The 25,477-nt window shown below is 56.9% G+C and carries 16 protein-coding genes; 11 read left to right on the forward strand and 5 right to left on the reverse strand.

Going from position 1 to position 25,477, the window contains the following annotated elements; translation table 11 throughout:
• Window positions 1–5 precede the first annotated feature (5 nt).
• On the reverse strand, window positions 6–959 hold the full coding sequence (locus Pla52nx_RS00915) for a sugar phosphate isomerase/epimerase family protein (RefSeq protein ID WP_146517687.1): 954 nt from the start codon (window positions 957–959) through the stop codon (window positions 6–8).
• Between the two features lie 59 nt (window positions 960–1,018).
• Entirely contained in the window at window positions 1,019–2,620 is a 1,602-nt protein-coding gene (gene rny, locus Pla52nx_RS00920; RefSeq protein ID WP_146518608.1) for a ribonuclease Y, read from the reverse strand.
• 780 nt (window positions 2,621–3,400) lie between these two features.
• Here rny and tilS point away from each other — a divergent pair.
• From tilS to Pla52nx_RS00955, 7 genes are all read left to right on the forward strand, one after another.
• A complete protein-coding gene (gene tilS, locus Pla52nx_RS00925) occupies window positions 3,401–4,516 on the forward strand; it encodes a tRNA lysidine(34) synthetase TilS (protein WP_146517688.1) in 1,116 nt (371 codons plus the stop codon).
• Between the two features lie 133 nt (window positions 4,517–4,649).
• The gene (locus Pla52nx_RS00930; protein WP_146518609.1) at window positions 4,650–6,731 is read left to right on the forward strand and encodes an FAD-dependent oxidoreductase; all 2,082 of its coding nucleotides are present in this window, start codon (window positions 4,650–4,652) and stop codon (window positions 6,729–6,731) included.
• Between the two features lie 375 nt (window positions 6,732–7,106).
• Window positions 7,107–8,531 carry a class II fumarate hydratase gene (locus Pla52nx_RS00935; protein ID WP_146517689.1) on the forward strand — a complete coding sequence of 475 codons (1,425 nt, stop codon included), beginning with the start codon at window positions 7,107–7,109 and terminating at the stop codon, window positions 8,529–8,531.
• Window positions 8,532–9,071: 540 nt separating this feature from the next.
• Window positions 9,072–9,656, forward strand: coding sequence for a hypothetical protein (locus Pla52nx_RS00940; protein WP_146517690.1), 585 nt, complete (start codon window positions 9,072–9,074; stop codon window positions 9,654–9,656).
• Window positions 9,657–9,703: 47 nt separating this feature from the next.
• Window positions 9,704–10,666 carry a hypothetical protein gene (locus Pla52nx_RS00945; protein WP_197454146.1) on the forward strand — a complete coding sequence of 321 codons (963 nt, stop codon included), beginning with the start codon at window positions 9,704–9,706 and terminating at the stop codon, window positions 10,664–10,666.
• Window positions 10,663–11,889: a purple acid phosphatase family protein gene (locus Pla52nx_RS00950; RefSeq protein WP_146517691.1), complete on the forward strand. Its 1,227-nt coding sequence runs from the start codon at window positions 10,663–10,665 to the stop codon at window positions 11,887–11,889. The genes Pla52nx_RS00945 and Pla52nx_RS00950 overlap by 4 nt, the downstream gene beginning before the upstream one ends.
• 241 nt (window positions 11,890–12,130) lie before the next feature.
• Window positions 12,131–13,168 (forward strand): hypothetical protein, encoded by a 1,038-nt coding sequence (locus Pla52nx_RS00955; protein WP_146517692.1) that lies wholly within the window; start codon window positions 12,131–12,133, stop codon window positions 13,166–13,168.
• Between the two features lie 176 nt (window positions 13,169–13,344).
• Here Pla52nx_RS00955 and metF read toward each other — a convergent pair whose 3' ends face one another.
• Entirely contained in the window at window positions 13,345–14,223 is an 879-nt protein-coding gene (gene metF / locus Pla52nx_RS00960; RefSeq protein ID WP_146517693.1) for a methylenetetrahydrofolate reductase [NAD(P)H], read from the reverse strand.
• A gap of 314 nt (window positions 14,224–14,537) precedes the next feature.
• On the opposite strand from metF, the gene Pla52nx_RS00965 reads away from it, so the two are divergent.
• From Pla52nx_RS00965 to Pla52nx_RS00975, 3 genes are all read left to right on the forward strand, one after another.
• Entirely contained in the window at window positions 14,538–15,614 is a 1,077-nt protein-coding gene (locus Pla52nx_RS00965; protein ID WP_231741551.1) for an endonuclease/exonuclease/phosphatase family protein, read from the forward strand.
• A gap of 363 nt (window positions 15,615–15,977) precedes the next feature.
• A complete protein-coding gene (locus tag Pla52nx_RS00970) occupies window positions 15,978–18,332 on the forward strand; it encodes a PQQ-binding-like beta-propeller repeat protein (protein ID WP_146517694.1) in 2,355 nt (784 codons plus the stop codon).
• A gap of 634 nt (window positions 18,333–18,966) precedes the next feature.
• Window positions 18,967–19,449 carry a hypothetical protein gene (locus Pla52nx_RS00975; protein WP_146517695.1) on the forward strand — a complete coding sequence of 161 codons (483 nt, stop codon included), beginning with the start codon at window positions 18,967–18,969 and terminating at the stop codon, window positions 19,447–19,449.
• Window positions 19,450–19,808: 359 nt separating this feature from the next.
• Here the strand turns inward: Pla52nx_RS00975 and Pla52nx_RS00980 are convergent, their stop codons facing one another.
• Both Pla52nx_RS00980 and Pla52nx_RS00985 read right to left on the reverse strand, forming a co-directional pair.
• Window positions 19,809–23,243 carry a hypothetical protein gene (locus Pla52nx_RS00980; protein ID WP_146517696.1) on the reverse strand — a complete coding sequence of 1,145 codons (3,435 nt, stop codon included), beginning with the start codon at window positions 23,241–23,243 and terminating at the stop codon, window positions 19,809–19,811.
• 160 nt (window positions 23,244–23,403) lie between these two features.
• Entirely contained in the window at window positions 23,404–25,050 is a 1,647-nt protein-coding gene (locus Pla52nx_RS00985; protein WP_146517697.1) for an AAA family ATPase, read from the reverse strand.
• Between the two features lie 180 nt (window positions 25,051–25,230).
• Here Pla52nx_RS00985 and Pla52nx_RS00990 point away from each other — a divergent pair, with 180 nt between their 5' ends.
• Complete coding sequence (locus tag Pla52nx_RS00990; protein WP_146517698.1) at window positions 25,231–25,464, forward strand: hypothetical protein; 234 nt, start codon at window positions 25,231–25,233, stop codon at window positions 25,462–25,464.
• The last annotated feature ends 13 nt before the right edge of the window (window positions 25,465–25,477 follow it).

Consider the following 25,477-nt stretch of genomic DNA (forward strand, 5'->3'; position numbering starts at 1 on the left):
GTTGCTTAGCCTTTCTTGGCGACCTTGGCGGCGACTCGTTCGAGCAAGGCTTTGGTCAAGCGGATGCCTTCGTATTCGTCGAGCTTGCCGCCTTCGTACTCGATGCCGACGTAGCCGTGGTAACCGTGTGAGAGCACGATGTCCATCATCTTGTCATAGTCCGTGTTGACTTCGTTGCCATCGGCGTCGAAATCATGCGTCTTGGCGCTGACGGCTTTGGCGTAGGGCATCAACTCCTCGACACCTTGGTAGCGATCGTACCACTCCGGGTTGTCGCCGCCGGAGATGCGGAAATTGCCAAAGTCGGGCAGCGTTCCGCAGTTGTCCATTCCGGTGGATTTGATCGTCGCGGCCAACCAAGCACCATTGCTGCTCAGACCGCCGTGGTTTTCGACGATCACGTTGAGTCCGTGCGGCTTGGCAAACTCGCTCAGACGTCGCAGTCCGTCAGCGGCCAGTTTCATTTGTTCTTCGTAGCTGCCGCGACTGCCCGCGTTGACGCGAATGCTGTGACAACCGAGGAACTTGGCAGCTTCCACCCACTTGTAATGATTTTCAACGGCCTGGGTGCGAGCGTTGTCGTTGGGGTCTCCCAAGTTGCCTTCGCCATCGCACATGATCAACAGGCTCTTGACCCCGAGGTCTTCGCATCGCTGTTTCAGATCCGTCAAGTACTTTTCGTCTTTCGCTTTGTCTTTGAAAAACTGATTGACGTACTCGATCGCGTCGATCCCGAACTCTTCCTTGGAAACGCGTGGGAAATCCAAGTTGGTCAAGTTCTTGGACGCATCTCGCAGGGTGCGGTGCAGCGACCATTCGGCCAACGAGATTTTGAAGGGGGCAGCGTCGCCGGCGGCTTTGTCGGCAAAACCACTGCGGGGCAGGATGCACGTGGCTGCTGCAGCGGCGGCGGTGACACGAATGAACTGACGACGAGAGGGTTGATGGGTTGGTTTCATGGAAGTGTTTAAATGGGATGGAAACAGGGGGTGGGATTTGGGACCGCAGTATTGTAATCCTACTTGGCGATCTCGGTGAACTTGGTCTCTCGCATCACGGTGACCTTGATTTCGCCGGGGTACATCAGCTCCCTCTCAAAGGCCTGAGCGATTTCGTGGCAGATCAATGCTGCTTTTTCGTCGGAGGCTTGATTGCTGTCGACGATCACACGGAGTTCGCGGCCGGCGCTGATGGCGTAGGCTTGCTGGACACCCTCAAAGCGTTTGGCGATGGACTCGAGTTCCTCCATCCGTTTGATGTACCGTTCCAGCGATTCGCGGCGGGCACCGGGGCGACTGGCGCTGCAGGCGTCGGCGGTGGCGACGACCATGGTGTAGGGGTGCTCGACGACGATATCGTCGTGATGCCCCAAGGCGGCGTGGACGACTTCGGGGCCTTCGTTGTGTCGTCTCAGGGTGTCGGCACCGATCTTGGGGTGTCCGCCCTCCAACTCATGATCGGCGGCCTTGCCGATGTCGTGCAACAGTCCGCAGCGGCGTCCCAGGTCGCCGTCCATGCCCAACATTTCCGCGATCATGCCGGAGATAAAGGCGACTTCGACGCTGTGCCGCAAGACGTTTTGGCTGTACGAGGTGCGAAAGTGCAAGCGGCCGAGCATTTCGATCAGCCGATCATGCAATCCCGGCACGTTGACTTCATCGGCCGCCTCACGTCCCTTTTGCATGATGAAAGCCTTCATCTGCTTGGTGACTTCTTCGACCACCTCTTCGATCTTGGCCGGGTGGATACGACCGTCGGCGATCATCTTGGTCAACGCTTGGCGCGCGATCTCGCGACGGACGGGATCAAACCCGCTGACGATCACAACGCCGGGCGTGTCGTCGATGATGACATCGATACCCGTTGCCTTTTCAAAGGCTCGGATGTTGCGACCTTCGCGACCGATGATGCGTCCTTTCATGTCGTCGGTCGGAACGTCCACTGTGCTGGTGGTCGAGTCGGCGGTGTGCGTCGACGCGAAACGCTGCATTGCGGTCAGCAGCATGTCACGACTTTGGTTTTGAACCAGTTCGGAGAGTTGTTTTTTGTGTTTGATCAGAGCCGACGCGCGTTCGTGCTCCAACTCTTTGGAAAGTGACTCCAGCAGTCTTTCGGAGGCTTCTTCGCGACTCATCCCACTGGCTTGTTCCAGCAAACGCTGTTGTTGCTGTTGAACTTGGCTCAGTTGCTGGCGTTGCTCGTTCACCTTGCGGAGCTGTGCATCGAGACGTTGTTGGCCGCTCTCCAAACCGCGTTGTTGCTTGCGGAGCATTTCCTCTTGGTTGTCGAGCTGTTCTTGGCGACGCTCCAGTTTTTGGTCGCGTTGACTCAGTATGCGTCGCGCATCGGCCAACTCTTTCTCGGCCTCGGTGCGTGTCTGCAGGGCGGCTTCTTTGCCCTCCAGGATGATCTGTGCCTTGAGCGTTTCCGCCTCGCGGTTGGCTTCGTCCAAGATCGCATCGGCCTGCTGTTGCCAACGGATCTTGCGGACTTGCAGTTTCCAACGTTGATAGCCCAGCATCAACACGGCGCCGGCGAGCACACCGGCGAGTGAATACACGAAGAAGTTATTTTCGATGGATGGCGCCAGCAGCACCGGAATCTTATCCGGTGCCAGCATCGCCATGAGTTCGGTGATGGTCATCTATTTGCCCTCGCTCAGGAGGACGCAGCGACCACTCGACGCAGTTGACGTGACCGTTTGTTCGACCGGCAGTCGGATGGATCGTTGACTTGGACATCAACGCGCGAGCTGTCCGGTCAACCGTGCCCAGTTCCCTTTCGCTGATCAACAGCGACAACACGCCTGATCCAACCATTGCTGATCCGACCATTGCTGATCCAACCACTGAACGGGGGCGAATCCCGTGCGCACCCATGCACGCTGCTAGGGTGTGGGCAACTCGACCCCACCGTAGTGCGATTGCGATCATCAGGATCCACACGCTGTTGACTCGGTCGTTCAATTGAATAGGAACAAGGATGGAGAAGTGATGAGATCCGGGCATCCATCACCTGGATCGTGGATAGGGAACGGTCAGGCAAAGGGAGGTATCGCGTCGTTGAACAAATCCTCTCCAGAACTGGCTTTCCAGATCAAATGGGGGCTTGGTAAACGGCACGGGTCGTCAGTGCAGAGAAAGCCGGTGTTTGAGTATCCGCCTCGCACCGGTGTCTCTGATGAGTGATTCTGGTCCAGAGGAGTAAGTTAAAAGGAGTGTATTGATCAGGGGTGGTGGAAAATCCACGACCCGATGATCAATTGCAAATGGTAGCAGATCTCGGGCCACCAGTGGGGTTCAGCGATCGCCAATGGACCGCGACAATCGGGTAACCTCGATGTCTGACAAACGCTAGTGATGCTACATTTCTGCACTTTCGCCCCCCATCGCTTCCTGAAATGACACGCTCCGAGCGGCAGGACTCATTTCCGCCCCACCCCGACACGCCGCCGGACGCTTGGGACTCGCTCGTGACGGAGTTCCGGGCCGCCTGGCCTGTAGGTCGTTGGGAAAGTGTCGGCGTGGTGGTCGGTTGCAGCGGGGGAGCGGACAGCGTGGCCTTGCTGAGGCTGATGGCGGCGGTGCGAAACGAAACGTCGTCGAACCCCAACTCGGGCTCCCGAGCGGCGACCGGGTTCCTGGTGGCAGCCCACTTTCACCATGGCCTGCGAGGGCATGAATCGGACGGCGACGCGGAGTTCGTCGCAGAACTTGCCCGCGAACTGGGATGCCGATTCGAACTTGCTCTCGGCGACGGAATCCACAGCGACGAAGCCAACTTGAGGGACCATCGGCGAGCTTTTTTGCAACGCACCGCCAGTCGCCGTGGTTGCCGTTACATCGCCCTGGCGCACTCTCTGGACGACAATGTGGAAACGGTGCTTCACCACCTGCTGCGTGGCTCCGGTCCGACAGGACTTGCTGGAATCGCTCCCTATCGCTCCTACGGACACGAACCCGAGCAGCAAGACCTCGTGTGGATTCGCCCACTGCTGAATGCTCGACGTGATCAGATTCGCGAGGCCTTGCGCTCCAGAGGATTCTCTTGGCGAGAGGATGCCAGCAATGAAGACGACCGCTACCGCCGCAACTGGATCCGTCACCAACTGATGCCGCTGATCGAAGCGCAGTTTCCCGATGCGTCGAACGCGATCGCTCGCGCGGCGAACACTCAACGGGAAATGATCGACACGATCGATGCCTTGGCCGACCAGTGGATCGAGCGATTCGTCATCCACGAGTCGCCGCTGACCATTCGCCGAACGGAGTCCGACGAACCCCCGGCAGTCGACTCTTGGACGATCGCCCAAGCGGCTTTGCGGACGATTTGGGCACGCCAGCAATGGCCCTTGGGGGAAATGAGCATGTCGCACTGGCGAGCGATCGCTGCTGCACTGCCGTTGGGCCCGGATGCGGTGTTCATGCTGCCCGGTGACCTGAGGTGTGTCGCAAAAGGTGACCAAATCGTGATCACGAAAACACACGCTCGAGCTGAGATAGAACTACAATCGTAGGTTCACCGCAGCGAGAAACCTCGCGAAACCGCGATGAACATTTCCCCTTTGCCTTTCCATGACCCCTGCCGATATGCCACGCCAACATCGATTCCGCAGCACCGTTCGTGTCGCCTTCCTACTACTTGTCGCGATGCTCGCCAGCCAACCGCATGCACACGCTGCGACTCCCGACGCGACCACGCAGACGTATGACGTCGTGATTTATGGCGGTACCAGCGCCGCGGTCACTGCTGCGGTGCAAGTCAAACAGATGGGCAAATCGGTGATCATCGTGTGCCCCGACAAGCACCTCGGCGGTTTGACCAGCGGCGGATTGGGGTGGACCGACACGGGCAACAAAGCCGTGATTGGTGGACTTGCACGCGATTTCTATCACCGCATCTATCTGGAGTACCAAAAACCAGAACGCTGGCCATTCCAATCCAGCAGCGAGTACGGCAACAAAGGTCAAGGCACCGAGGCGATCGACGGCGATAATCGCACGATGTGGATCTTTGAGCCCCGCGTGGCCGAAAAGGTTTTCGATGACTACGTCGCCGAATACGATATCCCCGTTCACCGCCAGCGCTGGCTTGATCGCGAGCACGGCGTGACAAAATCCGCTGGACGCATTCAATCCATCCAAATGCTTTCCGGCGAACGATACGCGGGCAAGATATTCATGGACACGACTTACGAAGGCGACTTGATGGCCGCCGCCGACATATCCTTTCACGTCGGACGTGAGTCGCGGGATACGTACGGCGAAGAATACAACGGCGTCCAAACCGGAGTGTTACACCACGGCCATCATTTCGGCGGATTGCCACCGATCAGTCCTTATCGCGTCCCCGGCGATCCCGGCAGCGGCGTGCTGCCACGCATCAGCCCCGATCCGCCTGGCGAAAAGTACTCCGGCGACCATCGCGTCCAAGCCTACTGTTTCCGCATGTGCTTGACCGACCACGATCCCAATCGCGTCCCCTTTGCCAAACCCGATGGATACGACCCCGACCAGTACGAGTTGATGGCCAGGATCTATCAAGCCGGCTGGCGGGACACGTTCAACAAGTTTGACCCGATTCCCAACCACAAGACGGACACCAACAACCATGGACCGATGAGCACCGACAACATCGGTTTCAACTATGACTACCCCAATGCCAGCTACGAACGTCGCCAAGAGATCATCGACGAGCATCGCCGCTACCAACAAGGCTGGCTGTATTTCATCTGCACCGATCCACGCGTGCCTGAGGCGACTCGCAAAAAGATGCAACAATGGGGATTGGCAAAAGACGAGTTTGTCGACAATGGACACTGGCCACACCAGCTGTACATTCGCGAAGCCCGCCGGATGATCGGCAGCTACGTGATGACAGAAAACGAATTGCTGAAACGTCAACCCACGCCTCAATCCGTCGGCATGGGCTCCTACACGATGGACTCACACAACGTTCAGCGTTACATCACCCCAGAGGGAGACGTTCAAAACGAAGGTGACATCGGTGTCTCCACGAAAGGTCCCTACCAGATCGCTTACGGATCGCTGGTTCCCAAAGCAGACGAGTGCACCAACCTCTTTGTGCCGGTCTGTCTTTCCAGCTCGCACATCGCCTTCGGCTCGATTCGAATGGAACCCGTGTTCATGATCTTGGGACAGAGCGCCGCGACCGCAGCAGTGATGGCGATCGATGACAACGTCAGCGTGCAACAGGTCGACTATGATCGACTGAAGCAACGCATCGAGGCCGACGGTCAAGTGCTCACCTACAGCGGATCGATCGATCCACAGAAATCTGTCTCTGTTAAATCGCTGCCGGGCATCGTGGTGGATGACGATCAAGCCACCCTGACCGGTCAATGGAAACAAAGCCAAGCCAACGGGCCTTACGTTCAATACGGCTACCAACATCACGTGAACGCAAAAGACTACGAGCCGACAGCGACATTCTCACCTACCTTGCAGACCGGAACCTACGAAGTCCGGATGGCGTTCCCTCGCAACACCAACCGCGCAACCAACGTCCCCGTGACTGTACGCCACAGAGGCGGCCAGACGGAGGTCAAAGTCAACCAACGGGTGACACCACCGATCGACGATCAGTGGGTTTCGCTTGGCAAGTTCGAGTTTGATGCCAATCAACCGGCCGCCGTCGTGGTCGGCAGCCACGGCACCGACGGTTACGTCATCATTGACGCGGTGCAGTTTCTGAAGGTGGAGACGAAGTAGTCGTTGGTATCTGCCTGAAAGATCTGCCCTCTGTGGATCGACAGTCTTCACGATAAGGCCCGCGGCTAGCCCGGATCATTCATTCTCGACAATGAGTTACGTCACCGCTGGGAAATGCAGATTGTTTTTCATAACCCGACGCGTCAGCGAGGGATTTACCGAGTATCCCTCGCTGACGCGTCAGGCTATGAATCATCCGGGCTAGCGGGCCGTTGGTTTTGTCCGTGTTGGGGATTGAAAGACTGTTGGCGGGGCACGCCAACGATTCGGAAGATCGAGCGACGGTTAGCCCCAACGCACCCGGATAGTTAGATCACGATCGGATCGCTAAAATCGGCCGCTTAGGATTTCCACCTCCTTGCCGATCAGAAAACGATGACCGACTACCGAACCGAACGAGATTCCATGGGCGAAGTCCGCGTGAAAGCGGACGCTTATTACGGCGCGCAAACTCAACGGGCCGTGGAAAATTTTCCCATCAGCGGTTGGCAATTGCCCGCCACGATGATCAGCGCCATGGGAATGGTCAAACACGCCTGCGGGATCGCCAATCGCGATCTCGGCAAACTCACCGGATCGGGCAAGAATCCGCTGACGGACCAGCAAGTCACCGCGATGTTGCAGGCGGCCGACGAAGTGGTTGAGGGCAAGTTGGGAGATCAGTTTCCGATCGACGTGTTCCAAACCGGCAGCGGCACCAGCAGCAACATGAACGTCAACGAAGTGATCAGCAACCGGGCGATCGAAATCGTCGGCGGCGATCGAATGAGCACGGAAAAGCCCATTCACCCTAACGATCACGTCAACATGGGCCAAAGCACCAACGACACCTTCCCGACCGCCATCCACGTCGCCACCGCCGTCCAAATCCACACCGTTCTGTTGCCCGCGTTGAAACGACTGCACACTTCGTTGGCCGCCAAAGCCGAGGAGTGGGACAAGGTCATGAAGATCGGTCGGACGCATTTGATGGACGCCACTCCGTTGCGATTGGGCCAAGAGTTCGGTGGTTTTGCGCGCCAAATCGAACTTTCGATCACGCGTGCGGAAATGGCCCGTGATGCCGTTCTGGAATTGCCCGTCGGTGGTACCGCGGTCGGCAGCGGCATCAACACTCACCCCGAGTTCGGCAGCCGCGTCGCTGCGGCGTTGGCTCAGCGCACCGGGATCGCATTCATGGAAGCGGTCAATCATTTCGAAGCCAACGCGCAACGCGACGCGTTGGTGCATTCACACGGCGAGTTGAAATGCATTGCGCAAACCCTGTTCAATCTGTCCAATAACATTCGCTGGTTGGGCAGCGGTCCACGCTGTGGATTCTATGAAGTCCAATTGCCGTCGCGACAACCGGGCAGCTCGATCATGCCGGGTAAAGTCAACCCGGTGATGTGCGAGTCGATGATGCAGTTGACCGCACGCGTTGTGGGCAACGACGGCACGATGACGATGTGCGGTGCTGCCGGTGGAAATTTCCAGCTCAACATCATGATGCCTGTCATGGCGCACACGATCCTGGAGTCGATCGCGCTGCTGGCCAGCGGCTCCAACGCCTTCGTCGAATTCTGTGTCGACGAGATGACGGCCAACGTCGAATCCTGCAACGCGGCAGTCGAACAAAGTCTCTCGATGTGCACGAGCTTGAACCCGTTGATCGGCTACGAGCAAGCCGCCAAGTTGGCCAAGGAAGCGTTCGCGACCGGGCAAACGATCCGCGAGCTGTGCTTGGAAAAAAAGATCTTGCCCGAGGATATTTTGACCGAGGCCTTGGATCCGTGGAAAATGACCGAGCCCCAAGATTGATTGCCCGGGCGGTTTTGCGGGAAAGAGATTCAGCTCCTTCGTTTGACCTGTAGCTGAAGGAGACCGCTGACTTTGTCGTGTTGTATTGTCACCGTGAGCCGATGGCGCTAGCCACGGGCCTGGAAGGGTTTCGTCAACACCATGAGGCCCGCGGCTAGCCCGGATTATTCACGCGACTCAATACGGTCATCGCAACACGTTTGCGTAAAACGGCTTGCGCGGATTGGCAGAAAAACAGTCTGCGCAGATCAGCCGCCACGCGATAGCGTCCGGTTCTCACGCCTATGCTCGGGAACCGGACGCTATCGCGTGCCGGCTGATGAATATTCCGGGCTAGTGCCTTGCGGCTCACTAAGTCAGCAATCTCCGAAGGCGAATCCGGTCAACCCAAAGGCAACGACCGCCGTTTGGTGGTGTCTCCTGCGCCTTCGGCTGCGGGTCAAACAGAAATCTTTTTCTTTTCGGGAAGCATCTCGAGACTCCTGCGTTTTCCTGGCATCGCTGACACACCCGCGTCCACTTTGCCAGGAAAAAATCGCCATGAAACGCCGCCATTTCGCACTGCTTGCCCTGACCCTGTTCGCCCCCCTGACAGCCGCTTCTGTTTCCCATGCGTGTGACGGCGCGGCTCCGGCTGGCAAGTACCAAGCCGCTGCACCGAGTTATCAGCCCAACTATCAGCCCAACTACCGTCCTCGCTACGAGGCACAACACGCACCACGCTGGCAAGCTCCCCAGCCGGCCAGGCAAGCACCGCCTACGATCGACGCAGGTGTCGGTTACCAACTCGGCGGAGGCGGTTTCGGTTTCGAATCTGGTCGCGTCACCATCGACGTGTCAGGGCTGGAACTTGACTGCAACGTCGTGAACTGGAGCAACGATAGCATCGCGTTCGAAGTCCCCTCGATGAAACTTCGTCGTGAAACACATGCCACGTTGGACATCGTCCGCGCCGACGGCAGCATCTATAAATCCATCCCAGTGCAGCTGCGTGGAATCGCCATCGAACCCGAGCCGATTGCGATCCAGCCCACCACATTCGAAACCACGTCGGTTGACACCGGGGCATTGGCCACCGATTCCTTCTTCGCCGAGACCGCTCCCCCGGCCCCTTTGGCCGAGTGAGAATGAACAGTCGCACGTAGGCGATCCACCAGCTAAAATGCGGCCAAATGAGCAAGCAGGATCCTTCACAAACGAGAGAGACATCCGCGTTTCGACGAATGCGCGGATGTCTTTGCTTCATCATTTTCGTTCAATGCATTGGGGTCGGTGGGCGTTATCTGTTTACGAGCCATGAAATCGAAAGCGATGTCTATGGATGGCTCTATTTTGATCATGACTGGCCCGAATCGGTTGCCCAGACAATCGACAACGCTGGTTCCGTCTTGACGTTGACCATGGGATGCTGCCTTTGCATCACTGAAATCCTGCGATGGCGGCGTCCTGACCTAACCAGACGCACACCGCTCCTACGTCTGACTCAGGTTGCCTCACTGTGGATTGCAATCTGGATGCTAGTGACTGCGATGACGCACATGATGCGAGCAGACGTGTACGCGGAACTAACACTCGCCGAACATGCTGTCAGATACACGGCTCCTGTGGCGTTGCTCGTTGGTCTTGAGGGAACGCTTCGATCAAGTCCAACGACAGATCATTGGAAGGCTTCGCGGCTGTGGGGCGACCCGGCATCGATATGGCTTCTAGTGCTCTCCGCCTCGGCAACCTTCGCCGCACATGGCTACAAAGCGATCGAGTGCTACGGTCAATTCACCGACTTGATCCTGCTCTCAGACCTGCAGTGGACGAATTTGGGTTGGGGCCAGAAAACCACCGAACGAATTCTCGTTGCCATTGGTGCCCTCGACATCCTGGTAGCCTTTTTGCTGCTGTCAGTGCGTTCACGATTCGCAGCGTTCTACATGGCTTGCTGGGGACTCGTGACGGCAACCAGCAGAATGACAGCGTTGGGTCTCGACGCTTGGCCGGAAACCCTGATCCGCGCAGCCAATGGAGGCGTACCGGCTGCCATCTTCATCTACTGGGTGACGCTCCGAAAATGCGACGAAACGTATCAAGCGTCCACCTGTCAACCTGAAACCACAGACCCCCTCTCTCAAGGCGCCCCATGAGATCGCTTCAGACCCCAAGGATTCCCTCAGCGACTTTTGCGTTGGGCATGCTATTGCTGTGGGCTTGTGCTGCAAAAGCCGATGCACGATTGGATGGCACGAAGCCTGCTCAATGGCGTGTTACCTGGACAGAAGAGCCGTCCACAAAGGCAACGGTCTCGTGGAGCACAGCGGCGCAAGGCGACTCCCACACACTTCGTTTTCGCGAGAAGGAAGGCGACGACGAATTTTCGGTGCAACTGGCTGAATCGGGACGCTACACCGGAGGAGACTTCGAACTTTATTACCACCATGCGAGATTGACCGATCTGAAACCCGCGACCGCATACGAAATCCAGATGGTCAGCGACACCAATGAGTCACCGATTTTCTATTTCGTGACCGCGCCAGCGACGGACCGCGAATTCAGTATTCTGCACGGTGGAGATTCACGCTCGGATCAAGATGCTCGGCGACGCGTCAACATCATGATTTCAGAAATGGTCGCCCAATCACACGACAACGAAATACTTTCAGATGACATCTTAGCGTTGGCTCACGGTGGAGATTACATCGTTTCGGGCAATCGAATGGATCTCTGGTCCACATGGTTGTCCGATCACGAACTGACCGCAACTCCTGATGGGCGGTTGTTGCCGATCATTCCGGCACGTGGAAACCATGACAAAGGCAAACCTTTCAACGAAGTCTTTGGCTTTCCAGAAGACGACCTGAACTACTACAGCCTTAGCATCGGTTCGCAAGTCAAGTTCATCACCTTGAATTCCGAAACCAGCACGGCGGGCGACCAAGCGAAATGGCTCGCCAACGAATTGTCGCAAACACGAAAAAGTCATCGTTGGCTGTTGGTTCAGTACCATCGCCCTGTCTATCCTGCAGTCAAAACTCCTCACACAGCTCTAAAGAGTTGGGTCCCACTATTCGAAAGGTTCAACGTGGACCTGGTTTGCGAAGCCGACGGGCACGTCATCAAACGCACGCTTCCCATTCGTGACGGCAAACCTGACGAAACGGGAGTCGTGTACATCGGTGAAGGCGGACTCGGAGTTCCCCAGAGATCCCCCAAGACAGATCGCTGGTTTGTGCAGTCCCCAGGCATGGCAGATAAAGGCAACCACGTCTTCGTGCTCACGTTCCGAAAGAACGTTCTTGAGGGAAAATGCGTCTTGGAAGGCGGCAAACTGAGAGACGAGTTTACCCGCAACGCACGCAATGGTCTTTGATCGACTCTCGACAGCCAGTGGTCGAGAAGTCGGATGCTGGAAAGGAAATGCTTTGCCAGCAAAAACAACGTTGACTTTGGTGATCGATTAAGGCTATCGAACAGTCTGATGCTTTCCGCCGCGCCTCCTGTATCGATTCTCACCGCCGCCGATGAACCCCGCCACGGACAATCGCTCGCAAATTCACTGCCTTGCTGTTGGTTGTCTTTGCTGCGTCACGATCGCTTTATCAGGATGCCGAATGGGGGTACCGATTCACGTCTGGCAACCGCCCGCGTTGGAATCGACCGTCGGCAAACGTGTCGTCGTCCCCGAAATCGGCGGTACGGCTCCATCGAGCCGTTCAACCCACGACAGCCAATCGCCTGTCGTTCTCGCCAGTGCTATCGACCCCGCATCCAAACCCAGTCCTGATGTCAGCCAGTCCATCCACGAGCAGTTGCTCGCTCACGCCCCCAAGGACTCCGGTCGGACGACGGAGTTGATTTCAAGCGACGAGCTGCTGGAGATGGGTGCGGAAAATAGCCGGGCATCCGGCAATGTCATCCAGCAAGTTGCCTATGAGCAAATCACGCAACAAGAACATTTGCAAAGTGATCTGACGCTGGCATCGCTGGCCAGACGCCAGGACATCGACTACCTGCTCAGCGGCGAGTTGCTTCCCGACCTACGAGCCCCGTCGATCAAAGAACAAGATCCTCAACTGACGATTTCTTGGCGGTTGATGTCTCTCAATCAGGATGACGACTCTGCCACTGCGGGCCAGGAGTCGCAACCCAATCACGGTGTCCGCGGTCGTCCCGTCCGCGTGGACCTGGAGTCTGCCATCCAGCGATACCCCGACTTGGCCTATGCCAGCGACACAGAGACGGCACTACGCACCGCGTTGGTCCGTGACACGTATCGGCTCATCACGCCTTCGGTCCAACGCCACCGCGTGCAATTGGAGATTCCCTACTTGATGCCCGGCAGCAAATCGACACGCCGTGGAAATGCGTTGGCCTTGGCAGGCCGGTGGCCGGAAGCCAAAGCGATTTGGCAAGAGGTCGCCGATAGCCAACCGCTTGCCGTCGCGGCGTTGCACAATCTGGCCCTTGCTGCGGCCGCCGAACAAGACTTTAGCACCGCAAAACGACTTGCCCGACAAGCGATTCGCCGTCAGCCGACACGGCTGCATCAACAAACGCTTGTCTGGATCGAACAACGACAACGCGACTATCACGCCGCGTTTGATTTGCCCGATCCGCCGGAAGGCTGGTTTGTGACCAGCGACGGTTGAGGCCCCGTCACGTTAGCCCGGATGATTCATCATCCGAGGCGTAAGCGAGGGATACTCGGAAAATCCCTCGCTTACGCGTCGGGTTGTGAAAAACAATCTGCGTTTCCCAACGGTGACACAACTCATTGTCACTGCCGTGCCACCTATCTGCCACTCGATCGTCAAGACTCGACGACTCAGGACTCGATCCCGAGTGACATTCCGTCCAACAGTTTTTCTGCCGCATCACTTTTGTTCAACACGTAGTAGTGAATGCCGGGAACTCCGTTTTCCAACAAGTCGACCGTTTGAGCACGTGCGTGGTCGACACCGATTTGGAACTGGTACTGTTCGTCGTCGCTCTGTTCCATCGCCTGGGCCATCGTGTCAGGAATCCGAGCCTTGCACATCGATGCGATGCGTTGGGCTTGTTTGAAATTCGTCACCGGAAGAATTCCGGGAACGATTGGAATGCTGATCCCGGCCGCGACGCAGTGATCACGAAAGCGATAGAAGTCCGCGTTGTCGTAGAACAACTGCGTCACCACCACATCGGCGCCCGCGTCGACCTTGCGTTTCAGATTGTCCAAATCCGTCTGAGCATCCACCGCTTCCTGGTGAACCTCCGGATACCCGGCGACCAAGATCCCGAACTGTTGCGGGAACGCACTTTGGATCAGCTCGACCAACTCGTTGGCGTAACGCAAACCACCCTCGACGGCTTGAAAGGTATCGGAACCCTTGGGTGGGTCGCCACGCAGGGCAACGATCATGTCGGCGCCCTTTGCCTTTGCTTCGGCGAGGTATTGCTGCAACTGCTCTGTGGTCAGGCCGACACAAGTCAGGTGAGACGCGACGGGCAGCCCGGTCAACTCACGCACCTTGGCCACGACCTCCAACGTTTTGCCTTGTGTCGAGCCGCCCGCGCCGTAGGTGCAGGTGTAGAAAGAGGGCTGAAACTGGTTCAAACGCTGGACGTTTTCCAGCAACCGCTCCATGCCTTCGTCCGTCTTGGGCGGAAACAGCTCGAACGAGATGACGTTCTTGCCGGACTGAAAGAGATCCGAGAGATTCATGAGGACCTTGCGGGTTCACATTGATAGGGGAGATAAATTTCGGTGACGATTTGGATTCGATGATTTTGCCAGCCAATTCGACGTTGCCCCGATAGTTTAGCCACTTCTCAGAATTCTCAATCCGCCTGACGCTCATCTGACCGCTTTTGCACTTGCCCAAACACGCCCATTTTGCGTACTTGCACGTTGCGTGTGCACCGACATTCGACCGTCAAATCAACGGATGCGCCACGAGATTCACGGGGATTTCATTTGAGAACAGACCATCCGGTACGTCCACCGGGTGATGTGACAGGATCGGCAGGGAGGCCGACGTGGGCATTTTTTCCAAGCGACGTCGTCGCAAGCAAAACGATTCCACTCTCGGAAAACTGCCGTTTTTACGCTGGTTGGGCCCCGGCGCGACGTCTGCTGCTGTGATCGCGGTCGCCTACATGGCCGTGACGGGCAAGTGGGATTTTTCGATCCTGGACACCTTTCGTGGCAGCGACGATGTCGTACGCCTGGAGCCGATTTCCCTTGGTAATCGCAGCGAACGCCCCCCCGAATCGATCCGCGTGGCGACTTTCAACATCAAAACCTTTGGCGAATCAAAATCGTCGTCTCAAGAGGTCATGCAGCAGATCGCTCAAATCGTCTATCGATTTGACGTGATTGCCATCCAAGAAGTTCGCAGCAGCGATGGCGAGGGGACCCCGATTCGTCGCCTCGTCGATTTGATCAACGCATCGGGCGGTCAGTACGCGGCCACGCTGAGCGATCCCATCGGGACCGACGGCTACAAGGAATGCTATGCGTTTCTGTGGGATGAGTCCCGGGTACGCATGATCCCCGACAGCGCCTACGTGGTGTTTGATAGCACCAATCGAATCACCCGCGAACCGATGGTCGCGTCGTTCGAAGCTCGCTTGCCACCCGGCGACATGCGGCGACCGTTTCGTTTCACCGCAATCAACGCGCACACGAAACCGGATTTGGTCAATCCGTCCTCGCCCGACGGCGAGATCAATGTGCTGGACGACGTCTTCGTCCGCGTCCGCGACTACGAATCTCAGGTCGCCGGTGAAGACGACATCATTTTGTTGGGCGATCTCAATGTGAACTCCAAGAATCTGGGCGAACTGGCGACCATCCCCAACGTGCATTCGATCGCCGGCGACCTGCCCACCAACACCCGTCGCACCGAAACATACGATCACATTTTGATCGACTACGATGTGACCCGCGAATTCACTCAGGCCTACGGGATCTTGGATCTGCAAAAGGACTTGCAGCTCACGGAGGAACAAGCCCTGTTGATCAGCGACCACATGCCCGTGTTCGCCGATTTCAGCCGCTACGAAGTCCCCCTGACCCGAACCGCCACACGTCCCCTGCCGGTGATTCGCTAGGCCGGATTATTGACGAGCCGCCACGCGATAGCGTCCGGTTCCCGAGTCTAGTGCATCGTCCAGTCTTGATTTTGGGGTTAGCCGTTTTGGCGTTAGCCACGGTTGTGTCATGAAAACCGTGGCTAACGCCAAAACGGCTCATCTACCGAACCCACGTTCTAAGACTGGACGATGCACTAGGTATGGTCTTTTGTCCACGTAGTCGCGTCTCTCCGAGACGCGAAATCCCGAGCCTCGGAGTGGCTCGGCTTCGTGACGGCCGCGAACGTCTCCGCCTCGGAAACAAGCGGGAAGAGCATCGCTGGGTCAATTCGTTTAGACTCTGGAGAACGCCACCGATCGATACATCCGCGGAATGAACCCATGACCGTACCTTCACAATTCTCGAAATGGATTCTGGTCTGTCTCGTGCTGACCGTTTGGCACTCGCCACTCGCTTCAGCCGCGCAGCGCATCGCGTTCATCGTCGGAGTGGAGAATTATCGACCGGACTATTTCCGCAATCTGGACTATGCGGAAGACGACGCGATCGGGTTGGCGGAGCAGCTCAAAGGCTTGGGCTATGACGTCGTCCGCATGACCAGCCGAGAGCAGAATCCGGCACTCAAACCGACGTCGCCGGACAAGATCATCGCTGCCTTCGACGGCGTTCTCAAAGGCTTGCAAGCCGAAGACACCTTGATCGTGGCCTTCACCGGGCACGGCGTGCAGTTCAAAGATGAGCCCGCCCTGAAAACCGGTGGTCGCGAAACCTATTTTGTCCCCGAAGACGGAACGCTGGACGACAAAGCCACGCTGTTACCGATCTTGAAAGAGATCGTTGCCCGCGCCTACCGCTGCCCCGCTCAACGCAAGCTGGTCCTGATCGACGCTTGTCGCAACGAAGTCACCTCCAAAGCCGGCGACAAAGCCCCGCGTCGAATCCTGTTGGGTGACGTTCACGAACACCCGCGGACCCTCCCCAAAGGCATGAGCGTTTTGTTCAGTTGCAGCGATCGAGAAAAGAGCTGGGAGCACGAAGACCTCTCCCACAGTGTCTTCACCTACTACGTCCTGGAATACCTGAGCGGAAAAGCATCCTCAGACTTCTATCCCGATAAGAACGCGGACATCGGTGGCTTGGTTCAATACGTTCGCATCAAGACCAACGCTTTTGTTCGAACCAAGATCAATCCCTCTGGGCAACTGCCTCAACTGGTCGGTGACTACGCTCCCTGGTCGATCGGTCGTGTCGCGATCAATGGCAATCAACCCGTGATTCCTCCAATCCAGAAACCGGTCGTCCCTGAGATGCAACCGGAACCGAAACCAACACGCACGGATCTCGCCAGCGGCGGCCAGGATTGGTCGCAGTGGGGTGGTAGTTCGCTGAGAAACAGTGTGTCACCGTCCAAGGCAACGTTCTTAAAGTGGTCTACAAGCGACAAAACCAACGTGATTTGGTACTCAGCCCTCGGGAAGAACACCTATGCATCTCCGGTGGTTGCCGGCGGACGAGTATTCATCGGCACCGATAATGGAACGGAACTGGTCGCAGGTGGCGACAAGGGGCTGCTGGCCTGCTATTCGGAACAAGACGGACGCCTGCTGTGGACTTACCAAGCCGACAAGCTGCCAACCGGACGGGCCAATGACTGGCCGAACATCGGCATCACGTCAACGCCACTGGTGGAGCAAGACCGCGTATGGTTTGTCAACAATCGCGGTGAACTGGTGTCTTTGGATGCAAACACCGGGAAAGAAGTCTGGTCATTGGACATGATCGATTCGCTGGGTGTCTTTCCGCACAACAAGTCCCATTGCAACGTCACCTCGCTTGGCGAACTGCTATTTGTTTGCACTTCCAACGGCATGGATGAGTCTCAAATCGAAATTCCCTCGCCTCGCGCCCCGTCGTTCTTGGCCGTCGAGAAATCAACGGGCAAGCTGGTTTGGGAAAGTTCGCTACCCTTCGACCAGATCCTCAGCGGCCAATGGGCATCGCCCGCCGCGGCCTACATCGGCGATCAACCGCAAGTCATTTTCCCCGGCGGCGACGGCTGGCTGTATGGTTTCCAAGCGGACAATGGAAACCTGCTGTGGAAATTTGATTGCAACCCCAAGGAAACCAAGTGGGAACTGGACGGACGAGGCACTCGAAACAATATCCTTGCCACACCTGTCATCCATAACGGGCTGGTTTACGTCGCGGTCGGCCAAAATCCTGAGCACGGCGAAGGCCAAGGGCTGCTCTGGTGCATCAATCCGAACCGCCGCGGCGATGTCAGCTCCCAGCTTCCCGGTGGCGGCGTCAATCCCAACTCCGCCGCCGTTTGGTTCTTCGCCCACGCCAATGGAAAGAACGCAGGCAACGCCGAATTCCAAGAGACCATGCACCGCTCTCTATCGAATGTCGTGATCAAAGACGACGTGCTGTATGTCGCTGATTTCTCCGGCATCTTTCATTGCCTCGACGCGAAATCGGGTAAACACCACTGGAGTTATGACCTCTTTGCCGCCTGCTATTCCTCGCCGCTGATCGTGGGAGATCACGTGTACATCGTCGATGGAGACGGGGATGTGACTGTATTTCGTCACTCCGCCAATCCAGGCAAGAATGATGGCGACCCGGTGTCAGAGGAAAATGTCGGTAACACCGTTTACTCCACTCCCCTTGTCGCCAACGACAAGCTCTTCATCGCCACACGCAATCAGTTATTCGCGATTGATCACGACTGATATCGGCAATGTATGCGTCCGGACTGGACTGCTCAAAGATTAGTGTTGACACTGCTATTTTTGTCAATGTTTTTGTTCTACCTGTCTAAATTAAAGTGAGCCTCAGGCGCTAGCCGTGGGCCGGCACCACAATCCGCCTCAGGCCCACGGCTAGCGCCTGAGGCTCACTGGAGTCCACCAGCTTCGTGCGCAAACCCACAGTGACACAACGCCAATTTTGAACAGCCCAGTACTAGCCCGGATTATTCATCAGCCGCTATCGCGTGGCGGCTGATGTGCGCAGACTGTTTTCGTGCCAATCCACGCAAGCCGTTTCACGCAAACGTGTTGCGATGACCGTAGTGAGTCGCGTGAATAATCCCGACTAGCCACAGGCGACTGAGCCGCTAGCACCGCAGGATCAATCGCCGCTGCCCCCCTACGTCTTCGGCTGCGGGTCAAACGCAGTTGGACGTGACAGTGGTCAATCATGGGCACGGGAAAAACGGAATATCGATTCAAGACTGGACGATACACTAGCAACTTTTCTCCGCTTTTGCCCCTTGCCCGCCGCCCACGCCGCGTGAATAGTTACGCAAGACCCACGCACTGCGTAAGCTTTGCGTAAACCAGACACCCACACGATGGAGCACCCATGCCACATTTGATGGTAGATTTAGAAGACCCGATCGATTGCAAGCGGGCGATGCAGATTCTGCGGCGGCGAGTCGAACGCGACGCGGCAGGAGGCGGCGAGGGACGACGTCGGGGACGCGGCGGCCGAGGCGGAACAAGCCGCGAATGTGGTCCGGAGATCGAAACAGAATCAGGCGGCGTACAGTCGCTTTCGTTGCCACAGAAACTGAAGCGTTTGCAGCAACGGGGGATGTGGAAACACTTGGTCAAGATCGCCAAGGAAGCCGAGCAGCCGCTCTCGCTGCCCGAACTGGACACCTTGTTGGAATTACCCAAGAACAAAATGCGATCCCTCAAAGCGATCATGGCCAAACTGGAGAACCGCTTTGACCTGAAATTCCTCAAGGTTGATACCGACGCCGGTGCCGACGAAGCAGGCAATCCACGCTACATCATGCCCCCAAGAATCCGCCGCCAAATCCTCCGCCTCGCCACTGCGTAGCGGATTGCCGGAGAACACGTAGCCGCGTCTCTCCGAACGTGAAAAGAACTGTTGCTGCATGTGACCGTGAAGCGGTCTCAGACGGTAGCCGGCGATAAAGCGCAGCGATCATCGCCGGTTCGTTCTTCACGTTCCCAGCAATCCCCTCAGTCGCGGATGCGACGACAGCATACAGCCTGGGGCGCGAGCCCCAGGTGAACTTATTCCGAGCCCCCGAGAGGCTCGACTACGTGAAAAACCCACCCAAATCCAAACGCATTTTGCTTGACTTTTGGAAATCATTGGAAGGGGAGAAATGCACCGCGTGATTTTGTTCCGTGCTGAATGTCAGGCTGGAAAGCCTGACGTACGCGGTGGGTTCAATTGGTGGGCGTTGCCACGGATGTGCTTGTTTGTGTTTCTTCGACCGCGATTGCCGTTCGTAGCGGCACCAGCAGGTCGCTGCGTTCTTGATGGATCGCACGTTCGGTTTCATTTCTTTGCTGTTGAGCTTGCCGCTCCGCAGCGACCAACGCATCAAACTGCTTGCCGCTGAGGACTCGCTGTGACTCGCTTAACAATTCCGGGTCATAGGTCAGACCCGGATGGTTTTGCGCACTGGCATAGTTTTCGACCGGCACTTTGTCCAACCACAACAACTTCTCCCGCCGCCCGATCTCCTCATCGGCGACCTTGCGTTCGATCCCATCGGGCGATCGTTTTCGGCTGTTTCCGAACGGGTCGTAGTCATCACCAGATCCGGTGATCTTGTCCCACCACGACGGTTCGGTGCCGAACAAGTTCGTGATGATGCGATCCGTCCGCTGGATCATGTGATTACTGACCGCTCGACTGCGTTTGAAGTAGGCGGTGGGAAACACCCCCAAGTCCCACACCGTACGGGACTTGAGCGCCATGTAGCGCAAGTTGGCTACCAATTCGAACAACAGCTTCATGCAGGCTTCATTGTCCAGCATTTGTTGATGCGTCACGCCGTAGTTCAGTGAGCGTTCGGCGAGGTAGTTCAGTTTTGGCATCAGCGCCCTAACGTTCCAACGCCCCCAGATGCGACACTCACGTGCCGTTTTCTGCTCGTTGTACAGATCGTTCAAAATGGTTTCGACCAACTCGCTGCCGATCTGTTGGACTTCCTCGTCCGTCAACGGACGGTCGATGTAGGTTTCGGAAAATCGCGGGAAAGTTCGTTCGCTGACCAAGCGGATGAAGCGATCGACCTTGTCTTGAAATCTCAACGCCAACAGAATGCCGTGTTTGTTCGCCTGGCTGTTGATGAAATCATCATCAATGGCATCAATCTCATCGACTTCGAACAACACGGCCGAACCCTTGCTGGAATCCAGCGTGCGACGTGCCTCCAACGTGCCGACCTGACGGCGACGAAAGAATCCCCAACTGGTATCGGTGTCTCCGGTGTCGTATCGATGGACCACGATCCAACGGTGCAGCGGGTCTTCTTTGGTCAATTTGCGTTGCAGCTTGATCGCTTCCTGTTCCAACCACTTGTGCTTTGGTTGAAACAGCATCGTGCGTTCTTGGATGTCAAACTCGTGGACACTGCCCAAGGAAACATCGGCGATCTCTTGCGCTTTGCCGGTGACACCGCCGACGACTTCTTGAGAGCGGGCGACGTAATCGTTCCATCGGTCGACGGCTCGCAAAAACTCACGACGTGTTTGTTGCGTCTTGGGCGTGTTGTGCTCACCGACCGGGATCAACGAAGCCGCCAAGGCGGCTTCTCCACCGCTGCGAGAATCCCCGACGATGTAGAAATTGATGTCGTGGTCCGCTGCGGCTTTCAAGAACTGAGTCTTTGCCAGTTGCTGCAACGCGAACGTTCGACCGATAGGGGTTTCGTAGTAGTTGTTGGGAATGATGACCGTCATCCCGGCCCACTGTTGCAGCAGCGATTGATCGTTGGCAACTCGGCGCATCAAGTCGAGGAATCCATAGTACGACACGTCCCAAACGTCCAGACTGCTGCCGAAATAGTCTGCCAATTGGGTCCACTTGTCGATGTCGTTCGTCGTTGTCTTTTCGTTGGCGATCAACAGAAACCGCGATTCGACTTGTCGCTGGTACCGTTCCGAGACACGAATCATTTCGCTGCGACAATCCACTCGTCGATACTGATCCGCGGCAGCACTGGACTTGGGACGCTGCAGATCCAAGTCGACACCGAACTCGAATCCTTGATAGGCGATGATGTCGTCGTGATCACGGACTCCGATCCGCGTCTCGATGATCTGCGACTGTCCAGGTCGCAGTTCACCGATGGGCAACCGAAAGTCGGATTGCAACAGATCGTGTTCCTTTTGATTGGTATCAAAAAACACGATGTGAGATCGATCCAGGTCACCGTCCAGCAGCGACAGGTGTGACTGCACGGCGCGGTACAAGTACTTTTGGTCAAACGTTTCTTCGCCGACGTTTTTGACGGACCAGATCACGCGAGTCGTCTCGCCGGGGGCGAGCGAGTTCAAGCACGTCATGGCCTCGATCACGACGGGGAACTGCACCAGCACGCTTTGCGAGTTGGGGAACTGGCGAAAGGGTCGGTTGATGCCACTTTCCAGCCTTGCTTGAGGATTGATGTCGTGGTGCAAGCGGAACCACTGACGACGAGGCCCATCGACCACGTAGTCGGCCAACCGCAAACGAAGTCCATCGTTCTCAAAGATGTAGGATTCGCCGGGCGCGAGCGATTGCTGCAAAAACAGATCGTCGCCTTCACGCAACAGCCAACGGTCGGAATCCAGCAGCACGCGCACGGTGTAGTTGGGCGGCGTTGGCATGCCGCCGCAATTGCGTATCTCGATCCGGTCGATTGACACGAGCGAGTCCGGTTCCAGGATGGAGTACTCGCTCGCGACGTCAAATCCGACCAACTCCAAATCGTAGGGCGAATCGTATTGGGTTTGTCGACCATTGGCCCCGATCACAATGATTCGCAGCGTGCCGATGTTGCCTGGGAAACCGTCTTTGGCGCGATAGAACGACGGTGCCCCGTCGCTGCCGGAACGTCCGTCGCGACCGCCGGGGTTGGAATGAAACACCGTGCGTGTCTGTCGGTTGCCCTGTGAATCGGTGTAGGACTCCGTCTCAGTCCAACTGTAGCTGCTGCCGCCGCGGCCACCGGGACCACCTTGTCCGCCTTGTCCGGGCTCACCGGCAAATCCCACATCGCCAGCGGTAAGGTTGCCCTTGACCAGCATCAGCAAGCCCAGATCCTGGGCTGACAGCGTTAATGCGACATCGCCACCGTCGCCCCCATTTGCTCCATCGGTCGGTTCGCCCGCGTTGCCCCCATGACCCCCGTCACCGCCGTTGGTTCCACTGGAAAATCGCGTGGCGTCGCGACCTCGCTTGCCAACGCTGCCGGGACCGCCATCGCCACCACGTCCCCCATTGCCTCCTTTGCCGCCATGCGCGTCGATGAACAAGTAACCTTGGTCACCGATGCTCGCCGTGTCGCTTAGCGTTTGATGTTGACGACGCGCGGACAACTCGGTCGCAAACACAAATCGCCCGCTTTCGCGATCGTTGTTCGCATATTGCAGCAACACATGGGCCGAGCCCGCAGATTCTCCTGGGACCGCTGGTGTGGCATCCCCTCCCCGGCGACCATCCACTCCGGGGATCGGCGATGGACTGTGAAAACTCTCTCCATCACGACCGTCCGGCCCATCCATCCCGAACAAGTTGATGACGCCCAACAACTCCGTTTCACCAGACGATGCAAAGCAACCTGCATCGCTGATGTCAGGTTCGCCGGTGAGATATCGTCGGTCGGACAAGGAAAAATTCCACGTGGGTCAATGAAGAAACGAACTCATTGCATTTTACGCAAGTTGCCGGCACGACACGGCAACCGATTCGTAATGGGATTCGCCAGAATTCCTCATTGCGCACAGAAACGGGAATTCTGGCGAATACCACCACGATCAGGATGCTTGTTCACACGATGGCGGAGTCGCTTTGTTTTTCGCTGGGGCGATCGATGTTGGCCCAGGCGGCCAGTTGAACGTGGGAACACTGCGTGCAGCGAACACGGCGGCCCAACGTCTCCGGCTGAACACGGATCTTGCGTTGGCACCCACCACAGCAAATCACCAGCCGATGTGTTTCTTTGGCCAAACGATCCAGTTGCCGAGGACTCAGGCCTGGGACGGAAATGTCATCGACGGTCAACGTGGTCAGCAAGTCTTCCGACAGGACCGTGACCGATGCGACACGATCGGCCAGCTTTCGCACCGAGTCCTCAAAGGCATTGCGGACGAGACGGCCGTTGCCGAAATGCCGATCACGTTCGTGGTACAGACGATCCAGTCCCAACAACAATCGATGTCTCGCGTCGGCCGGCAGATCGTATTGATTGGCTTGGCACATCTTTTCAAAAATCAGCCCCATGTCGGAGGGCTGATAGTCGTCGAAATCAATGGTCGTGTTGATCCGCGAAGAAAGCCCCGGATTGCTGCGAATCAAATGATCCATCTCGTCGCAGTATCCGGCCAAAATCACCGCCAAGGAATCTCGATCATCCTCCATCCGCTTGAGCAACGTCTGCACGGCTTCGCGACCGTACGAATCGTCGCCCGACGCGTCGACCAAACTGTAAGCTTCGTCGATGAACAGAACACCGCCGAGCGCTGAGTCGCACAGCTTGTTTGTTTTCGTCGCCGTTTGACCAGCGTATTCGGCGACCAGGCCGCTGCGGTCGGTCTCGACCACGTGGCCGTTTTCCAATGTTCCCATCGCACCGAGGATCTGGCCGACGATGCGTGCGACCGTCGTCTTGCCGGTGCCTGGATTTCCCACGAACGTCATGTGCAGACTGATCGGCATCGTCGCCAATCCTTTGTCACGTCTCGTTTGCTGCAATCGCAAAAAGTTCGCGTAGCTACGGACCCGATCTTTCACGCTTTGCAGCCCGACCAACTCATCCAGTTCCGCCATCGCGGTATCGAGACGTCGCTGGCGTTCTTCCTCGGTCATCGGCGGTTGGTCGTCATCCTCGAACTCCGACTCGTACTGTTGCTGCTGTGCGTTGGCATGACTGCCATAATTGGGTGTCAACAAAGGCGTCTTGGGCGGATGCAACGCCAGGTCGATCTCGCGTTGCAGATTCTGCAACGCGATCGCTTCGTTGGGCATCATCTGCCCGTCGCACTTGGCAACCAAGTTGGCCAGTCGCATGACGATCGTATCCACGTGGGCTTTGTTGTTGGCAAGCGGCTCATAGCGAACAAACGGCGCGACCAACGAGGTCCAGGAAAGCTGATCGGATTGTTGAAACAAACCCGTCGCGGCTTCACGCAGATCGGTCCCATGCAGGTTTTCTCCCCAGAGGTGTTCGATCATCGTGCTGGCAACCCGTTTTTCGGGTCCGGTCCAACGCTCATCGGCTCGAACGATCGTCACGTAGACTTTGATCAACAGTCCACGGTGCAAGTCATCCATCAGTTCCGCGAAACCGTCCACGCCGCCCTCGATCATCGTCGGATAGCGTTTGATCATCGATTTTGCGCTGGACTGATAGAGCCTGCTGCAGTCTCTCAGCACTCGCCTCAGCATTCCATCCAAGCGTGCGTGGTCGTCACTCATCGTTCGGCTTCGCGAGGCTCCGTGTCATGAAAATTGAATGAGGAAGCGATTAAAACCGGCATTTTAACATCCTGCGGCTGATGTGCGGTTCACTGAGTGGCTTATGTTCGCGAGAAGATGGGGTTTGTTGAAAGCCCCCTAATAACCCTACTCCCCAAAATCTATTCGGAGACTCGGCGAATGGTACTGGCACTAAATCTCTTCGGTCGGGGCGCGGGACGCGGCCTTGCTAGGTTTTTTCAGATGGTGATGGATGGAGAACCGATTGCCCTGGCGATCGTAGGGGTGCTCGTCCTTGTGCTGCTGGTTTGGGGGGGCATTACGCTTTATAACCACGCGATCACTCCCGAGTCGAGCATGTCGGACGACGATCTGACCAGTGAGGAAAAGAGGCTACTGGACCGATTCAAGTGATAATGAATCGATT

Source organism: Stieleria varia, from assembly GCF_038443385.1.
GTDB lineage: Bacteria > Planctomycetota > Planctomycetia > Pirellulales > Pirellulaceae > Stieleria > Stieleria varia.